The organism is Kingella pumchi (assembly GCF_022288825.1).
In the GTDB taxonomy this organism is placed as follows: Bacteria; Pseudomonadota; Gammaproteobacteria; order Burkholderiales; family Neisseriaceae; genus Kingella_D; species Kingella_D pumchi.
In genome coordinates, this window is the sequence record NZ_JAKOOW010000007.1 from 17,630 (window position 1) to 25,517 (window position 7,888).

The window sequence follows — 7,888 nt, forward strand, 5'->3', positions numbered from 1 at the left end:
TGTCGTGCTAACGAAGTCGCGGATTATGCAGACTGGCCGCGAAAATTGCAAGCACTTTTTGTGTGCGGACTACTTAAATTCCTGCCACGCCATTTTCAGATAATAGAACATCGACCAGATGGTCAGCACCGATGCGATAAACATCAGTATGTTACCGATTTGCGGCAGATTCAGGCCGAGAAAGTCGTTTTGGTAAATCAGCAGGGCGAAAATCGCGGCCATTTGCGCGGCGGTTTTGAATTTGCCGATATGGGCAACGGCGACGCTGCTGCGCCGTCCCAGTTGCGCCATCCATTCGCGCAGGGCGGAAATGGTGATTTCGCGGCCGATAATGACCATCGCGTAAACGGCGGCGGTGCGGTCGAGTTTGACCAGCAGTATCAAGGCCACCGCCACCATTAGTTTGTCGGCAACCGGATCGAGAAAGGCACCGAAATCGGAAGTTTGATGCCAATGGCGGGCGAGAAAGCCGTCCAGCCAGTCGGTGATGCCGGCGGCGGCGAAAATCAGGGCGGCCAGATAATTGACCGTTTGCGCATCGAGCCAGCCTTGCGGCAGGTAAAACAGCGCTGTAAACACCGGAATCAGCAGGATTCTCAGCCAAGTCAGCAATATGGGTATGTTCCATCGCATAAGCGTGTCCGCATTCTCGATTATTATGGTGTCGGTATGGTTTTCAGGCTGCCTGAAAACGGTTTTTGTTCAAATGGATTGCCGCTAAAAAGCCAAACCGCCAAGCTTCGGGGGAAACTTGGCGTCGGCATCGGTTTGGCGCTCAGCTCGCTGTCAGACGGATGGTCTGGCCGGCTTTGATGTTGTCGTTGCCGTGGTTGAGCTTTTTAATTTCGCTTAATTTCAGATTATAGCGTGCCGCAATGGCATGCAGAGTATCGCCTTTGCGCACGGTATAGGATGCCGGCACGGAAGGTTTGGCTTCGGCGGCTTTTCCGCCTTTGGCAACGGTTTTGACGGCTTGGGCGGCAGGTGCGGCGTTTTTGGCGGCAGCCAACGATACTTTCAGGGTTTGACCGGCTTGGATGTGCTCGCCTTTGATGTGGTTGGCGGCAGCCAAATCGGCCACGCTCATGTTGTAGCGTTTGGCGATGCTGTACAGGGTTTCGCCGCTGCCGACCTTATGCGTGCCGGTATTCGCCGCCAGAGAGCGGCTGGTTTCGGCTGCTTTGGCTTTTTCCGCCTCCTGCGCCGCTTTGGCTTTGGCCAACTGCTGTTGCTGCTGGCGCTGTTTGGCTTCGGCAATGCGCCGTTCGCTTTGTTCTTTCTGCTCTTTGGCTTCGGCGGCAGCAGCGGTTTGCTGAACCGCCTGCGCGGCCTGCTCTTGCTGGCGGCGCAGACGCTCTTGCGATGCCAGCGCCAGCGCCATCAGCTCGTCGGTCGGATCTTCGGCGGCAAAAGTGTTGCTCTGATTCGCGGCGGTGTGGGCGGTTTCAGGCTGCCTGCCGGAAACGGTATCGGCAGGTGTTTCTCTGGCGGTCGCAGCAGTTTTTTCAGGCTGCTCTGCAGCAGCTTGCGGACGGGTTTGCGCGGTTTGGACGCCAGCCGGTTCGCTTGGCTGTTTGACGGCGGATGCTGCAGTAGCAAAACTCTGCGTCAGCGCGGCAGGTTGTTTGTCGGCAAGCGCTGCAACCGCGTTAGCGTTTACCGCCGGTTTTTCAGGCTGCCTGAAAGCGGTTACAGCTGCCGGACTGGCGGTTTTGTCGGTTTGGGCGGCAGCAAGGGTGGTAACGGGCGGCGCAGTTTTTTCAGGCTGCTTGGCCAGGACCGCGGCGGCTATTACGTTTGCAGGTGGCGCAAGTGCTACGTGCGGTTTGTCTTGGGCTTTGGCAGCGTCGGCCAAGAAAGGCGTGCCGACGGATACCGGTGCGGGCGGCGGGGTGCGCACGGTTTGCTGTGCGGTCAGCACCGGTGCCTGCTCGTTGTATTTGTCGGGTACGGGATCAAAATCGGCTTTGGCAAAGCTGTTGAGCCCGTTTTTCGTGCTGTTTTTGCTGACCAGCAGGCTGCGGCCGGCGGCGATATGGGTACCGCTGATGCCGTTTAGGCGTTTGAGTTCGCTGACCGACATGCCGGTCATATTCGCCAGATCGGCCAGCGCGGTTGAGCTTTGTGCGGTGTAGATGTCCCACGACAGCAGGTTTTTGCTGTCGGATTCGCGGTAGTTGCGCTCAAAGGTTTGTGCGGCGGCTACCGGCAGCAGCATTTTGCGGTTGCCTTTGGGAATGAAGACCGGGGTTTTGAAAGCCGGATTGAGTGCCAGAAATTCGTTTTCGGAAATATTGGCCAGATGGGCGGCGGCCATAATGTCGAGCGGGCCGTTGACGGTTACCGTGCGGAAATAAGGCTCGTGCTTCATTTCGGGCAGGGTCAGGCCGAATGCCTGCGGGTTGTTGACCAGATTGCGCACGGCCAGCAGTTTGGGCACGTAGTTGCGCGTTTCGTTGGGCATTTTCAGGTTTTCGTAGGTCGGCGGCAGGCCGGCGGCTTGGGCGCGGCGGATGGCGCGGCTCATATTGCCCTCGCCCCAGTTGTAGGCGGCCAGCGCCAAAGACCAGTCGCCGAACAGGCCGTGCAGATACTGCAGATAGTTGAGCGCGGCATCGGTGGCGGCGTAAACGTCGTGGCGGCCGTCGTACAGCGGGGTCTGTTCCAAGCCGAAATGGCGGCCGGTGGCGGGCATAAACTGCCACAAACCGGAAGCACCGACATGCGATTTGGCCTTGGTTACATAGGCACTTTCGATAAACGGCAGCAGGGCAATTTCGGCCGGCATGCCGCGTTTTTTCACCTCGGTGGCGATGTGGTACATATACGGCTTGCTGCGCTGGATGGTACGGTTGAAATAGGCTTTTCCCGAAGAGAATTTGCTCTCGTGGCTGCGCACCAGCGACTGGTTGACTTCGTTCATGCGGAAGTCCTGCCGCAGCACCGCCCACAGATCGCCGCCGTGTTTGGGCAGATCGGCCAGCGTGAAAACGGAAGTGTTCAGCTGCATCAGCGCCGATGCGGTTTTATCGGTGGTGCCGTTGTCGGCACAGGCCAGCGCCGGCAAAAGAAAAAGACCGCTGACGGCCAAAGTGATGGACTTGATGGATTTCATAACTTTAAAATGCTTCCGTTAAAAGCCGTATTTTCAGAGTATATCGTAAGGGCAGCGCCCCAATGCTGTCAATCTGCAAGCAAATCAAATGCCAAAATTTACAGACACCTAGGAAAGCCGATGGCGGACCCCCGGATTTTGCCCGCGTGGCTTGCGCAAAACTCTTTAGGGCGTTATCTGCGCGCGCAGGAAAACCTCTTTTTTCAGGCTGCCTTAACCGACAGGCAGCCTGAAAACCTGCTGCTGCTCGGTTCTCTCGGCCGGCTGTTTGCCCTGCCGCCGCTCTCCGGCCTTACCGTGCATCAGGATGCGCAGCCGCCGGCGGATGTGCTGGCAGGCAGCCTGAAAACGCCGTGGCCGGATGTTTTTTTCGACTGCGTGCTGGCCGCCCATCCGTCTTGGGAGGCGGATCAGGCTGCCGTTTTCCTAGCCGAAATGCACCGCATTATCCGCCCGCAGGGCTGCTTGCTGCTGACCGGCTTCAACCCGTATTCGCTGTGGCGGCTGGATAGGTGCCGCAAGCGCGTGCCGGATGTTTCAGGCTGCCTGCCGCTGCCGGTATTGAAATCCCGTCTTGCTGAAACCGGCTGGCATATCGAGAGCGGCCGTTTTCTCAATTATCTGCCGTCGCTGCGCTCCGAACGCGCCCTGCGGTTTTGGCGTTTTATGGAAGCGGCGGGCGACCGCTGGTGGCCGCATGCGGCGGCGGTGTATGCGTTGGTGTTGTCGAAGCGGGTGGCCGCCCCGATACTGCCCGAGCGCTCGCCGCAAAATGTCCTGCTGCCTGAAGCGGCGTTCGGTTTGAGCCGGCAGGGTGCTGCCAGCGCCTGCACCACAGAGCCGCGCTGAGTTTTCAGGCTGCCTTGCACGCGGGCAGGCAGCCTGAAAAACGCCTGCGGCCGTACGGCAGCAAACAATCTGTAAAATTCGTTCGCCTTTTAGGCCGTTTTCCATTAACATATATAGGTTATTTTTACCGCTTTTTACACAATCATCCGACCTCAAACTTAGGAAAATACGATGTTTGATTTTGCACAAACCCAGACCAATCCCCTGCGCCAAGCCATTACCAAAGCCTACCGCCGCGACGAAGCCGAAGCCGTTGCCGATATGCTCGCGCAGGCGCAGATGAGCGATGCGGAAAAAACCGCCGCCGAAGCGCTGGCCCGCCGCCTGGTAACCCAGGTGCGCAGCGACCGCACCAAAGCCAGCGGCGTCGATGCCCTGATGCACGAATTCAGCCTGTCGAGCCAGGAAGGCGTGGCGCTGATGTGTCTGGCCGAAGCCCTGCTGCGCATTCCCGACGCGGAAACCCGCAACAAGCTGATTCAGGACAAACTCTCCGACGGCAACTGGAAAAGCCATCTGGGCAATAGCCCGTCGCTGTTCGTTAATGCCGCGGCTTGGGGTCTGCTGATTACCGGCAAACTGACCAAAGAACCGACCGACAGCGAAAGCATGGGCGCTTCGTTGACCCGCCTGCTGGGCAAAGGCGGCGCGCCGCTGATCCGCCAGGGCGTCAACTACGCCATGCGCATGCTCGGCAAACAGTTCGTTACCGGCCAAACCATCGAAGAAGCACTGAAAAACGGTAAAGAGCGCGAAAAACTCGGCTACCGCTATTCCTTCGATATGCTCGGCGAAGCGGCAATGACCCAGGCCGACGCCGAACGCTATTACCAAGACTACGTCAACGCCATCCACGCCATCGGCAAAGATGCCGGCAGCGCCGGCGTGTACGACGGCAACGGCATTTCGGTAAAACTTTCCGCCATCCATCCGCGCTATTCCCGCGCCCAGCACGAACGTGTGATGACCGAGCTGCTGCCGAAGCTGAAACAGCTCTTTATCCTGGCCAAACAGTACAACATCGGCCTGAACATCGACGCCGAAGAAGCCAACCGTCTCGAACTTTCTTTAGACTTGATGGAAGCGCTGGTTTCCGATCCCGATCTGGCCGGTTTCAACGGCATCGGTTTCGTGGTTCAGGCTTACCAAAAACGCTGCCCCTTCGTTATCGACTACCTGATCGACCTTGCCCGCCGCAACAAGCAAAAACTGATGATCCGCCTGGTAAAAGGCGCGTATTGGGACAGCGAAATCAAATGGGCGCAGGTGGACGGCCTGAACGGTTATCCGGTTTACACCCGCAAAGTCCACACCGACGTCTCTTACTTGGCCTGTGCACGCAAACTCCTGTCCGCGCAAGACGCCATCTTCCCGCAGTTTGCCACCCACAACGCCTACACCCTGGGCGCCATCTACCAGATGGGCGAAGGCAAGGAATTTGAACACCAATGCCTGCACGGCATGGGCGAAACCCTGTACGACCAAGTGGTCGGCCCGCAAAATCTCGGCCGCCGCGTGCGCATTTACGCACCGGTCGGCACCCACGAAACCCTGCTGGCCTATCTGGTGCGCCGCCTACTGGAAAACGGCGCCAACTCTTCTTTCGTCAACCAAATCGTTGACGAAAGCATCAGCATCGACAGCCTGGTGAAATCTCCGCTGGATGAAGCCCCGCAAACCCAGGGCACCATGCACGCCGCGCTGCCGCTGCCGCGCAATCTCTACGGCAAAGACCGTCTCAACTCCAGCGGTCTGGACTTCAGTAATGAAGACGTGCTCGAAAGCCTGCAGGCGCAGATGAACGCTGCCGCCGGCAAAACTTGGGAAGCCAAACCCCTGCTGGCCGTTAAGAAAGCCGCCGTTCAGGCTGCCCACGAAGTGCGCAACCCTGCCGACCACAATGACGTGGTAGGCACCGCCGCCTTTGTCGAAGCCGAAGCCGTGCCCGAAATCATCACCGCCGCCAAAGCCGCCGAAAGCACTTGGGGCGCCACACCCGCCGCCGAACGCGCCGCCGTACTGCGCCGTTTCGCCGACCTGATGGAAGAGCACACCGCCGAACTGATGATGCTGGCGGTGCGCGAAGCCGGCAAAACCCTGAACAACGCCATCGCCGAAGTGCGCGAAGCCGTCGATTTCTGCCGCTACTATGCCGACGAAGCCGAGCACACCTGCGGCGAGCGCAAACCGGTCGGCACCATTGTTGCCATCAGCCCGTGGAACTTCCCGCTGGCGATTTTCGTCGGCGAAGTGGTGGCCGCGCTGGTTACCGGCAACACCGTATTGGCCAAGCCTGCCGAGCAGACCAGCCTGATCGCCTACCGCGCCGTTCAGTTGCTGCATGAAGCCGGCGCGCCGGCCGACGCCGTCCAGTTGGTACTCGGTGCCGGCGACGTCGGCGCCGCGCTGACCCGCGACGAGCGCATCAACGGCGTGATCTTCACCGGCTCCACCGAAGTGGCCAAACTGATTAACGAAGCCCTGAGCAAACGCGATGACCTGCCGGTGCTGATTGCCGAAACCGGCGGCCAGAACGCCATGATCGTCGATTCCACAGCCCTGTCCGAGCAGGTATGCGTGGACGTGCTCAACTCCGCCTTCGACAGCGCCGGCCAGCGTTGCTCCGCCCTGCGCATTCTCTGCCTGCAGGAAGACGTGGCCGACCACATGCTCGCCATGATCAAAGGCGCGATGAACGAGCTGACCGTCGGCAATCCCACCTTGATCAACACCGACATCGGCCCGGTTATCGACGCCGAAGCCCAGGGCAACCTGCTCAAGCACATCGACAAAATGAAAGGTGTTGCCAAAGTCAGCCACCAGATTAAGCTGCCGGCCAATGCCGACAACGCTACCTATGTCGCCCCGACTTTGTTTGAACTGGACAATCTCGACCAACTCCAGCGCGAAGTATTCGGCCCCGTGCTGCACGTGATCCGCTATCCCGCCGACGGCCTGAACGATCTGATTCAGCAGATCAACAGCAAAGGCTATGCGCTTACCAACGGTATCCACAGCCGCATCGATCGCACCGTCGAGTTTATCCAAGACAACATCGAAGCCGGCAATATCTATGTCAACCGCAATATCGTCGGTGCCGTCGTCGGCGTGCAGCCCTTCGGCGGCCACGGCCTGTCCGGCACCGGCCCCAAAGCCGGCGGTCCCTTCTACCTGCAGCGTTTGAGCCGCGGCGCCGCATGGCAGCTGCCCAAACTCACCACCCCGGGCAGCGCCGACAATGCCGCGCTGGCCAAGCTCGAAAGCGTGCTGCACGGTTTGGATTTCGACCAGGAAGCCAAGCTGCGCCTTGCCGGCGTGATGGGCGAAGCCCGCATCTTCACCCTACGCCAAGCCCGCGCCGAGCTTACCGGCCCCACCGGCGAAGACAACACCCTGACTTGGCGCGCGCCCAAGCAGGTATGGCTCGACGGCGGCGATTTCGAACGCGCCTTCGCCGGCCTGATCCGCATCGCCGCTGCCGGCATCCAAACCATCGTCAGCAGCAGCCACCCGCTGGCACAGCTGCAAAGCCAGCTCGACGGCTTGCTGCTGGTGCAGGACGCCCCTGAAACCGCCGCCGGCATCAGCCATCTGGTTGCCCTTGACGCCCCCAGCGCCGACACCAAAACCGCGCTGGCCAAACGCAGCGGCCCGCTGGTTCGCATCGTCGATGCGCAAAACGGCGTTGATGTCCTGCAACTGTTTGAAGAAATCAGCTGCAGCGTCAACACCACCGCCGCCGGCGGCAACGCCAGCCTGATGGCGATGGCCGAAGTCTAAGCCCGCGCACATCACAAACGCCTGCTGCATTTGCCGGCAGGCGTTTTTATTGGGGCGATGTGTTGGCATCCGGCAGGCAGCCTGAAAAGGGCAGCCTGAAAAGGGCAGCCTGAAAAGGGCAGCCTGAAAAGGGCAGCCTGAAAA

The 7,888-nt window shown here is 59.6% G+C and carries 4 protein-coding genes; 2 read left to right on the plus strand and 2 right to left on the minus strand.

Translation table 11 applies throughout. The features are described 5' to 3' along the window. Nucleotides 1–69: 69 nt before the first annotated feature. Both pgsA and MB824_RS02405 read right to left on the minus strand, forming a co-directional pair. A complete protein-coding gene (gene pgsA / locus MB824_RS02400) occupies nucleotides 70–633 on the minus strand; it encodes a CDP-diacylglycerol--glycerol-3-phosphate 3-phosphatidyltransferase (RefSeq protein ID WP_238745629.1) in 564 nt (187 codons plus the stop codon). 142 nt (nucleotides 634–775) lie between these two features. Then, entirely contained in the window at nucleotides 776–3,115 is a 2,340-nt protein-coding gene (locus tag MB824_RS02405; RefSeq protein WP_238745631.1) for a LysM peptidoglycan-binding domain-containing protein, read from the minus strand. A 120-nt stretch (nucleotides 3,116–3,235) separates the two neighbouring features. Here MB824_RS02405 and MB824_RS02410 point away from each other — a divergent pair, with 120 nt between their 5' ends. Together MB824_RS02410 and putA are read left to right on the plus strand one after the other, a co-directional pair. Next, nucleotides 3,236–3,964 carry a class I SAM-dependent methyltransferase gene (locus MB824_RS02410; protein WP_238745633.1) on the plus strand — a complete coding sequence of 243 codons (729 nt, stop codon included), beginning with the start codon at nucleotides 3,236–3,238 and terminating at the stop codon, nucleotides 3,962–3,964. A gap of 171 nt (nucleotides 3,965–4,135) precedes the next feature. After that, a complete protein-coding gene (putA, locus tag MB824_RS02415; protein ID WP_238745635.1) occupies nucleotides 4,136–7,744 on the plus strand; it encodes a bifunctional proline dehydrogenase/L-glutamate gamma-semialdehyde dehydrogenase PutA in 3,609 nt (1,202 codons plus the stop codon). Nucleotides 7,745–7,888: the final 144 nt, after the last annotated feature.

Bases quoted from the DNA above. Each gene is read 5' to 3' on its own strand.
- pgsA (WP_238745629.1), bottom strand. From the start codon at position 633: ATGCGATGGAACATACCCATATTGCTGACTTGGCTGAGAATCCTGCTG.
- MB824_RS02405 (WP_238745631.1), bottom strand. From the start codon at position 3,115: ATGAAATCCATCAAGTCCATCACTTTGGCCGTCAGCGGTCTTTTTCTT.
- MB824_RS02410 (WP_238745633.1), top strand. From the start codon at position 3,236: ATGGCGGACCCCCGGATTTTGCCCGCGTGGCTTGCGCAAAACTCTTTA.
- putA (WP_238745635.1), top strand. From the start codon at position 4,136: ATGTTTGATTTTGCACAAACCCAGACCAATCCCCTGCGCCAAGCCATT.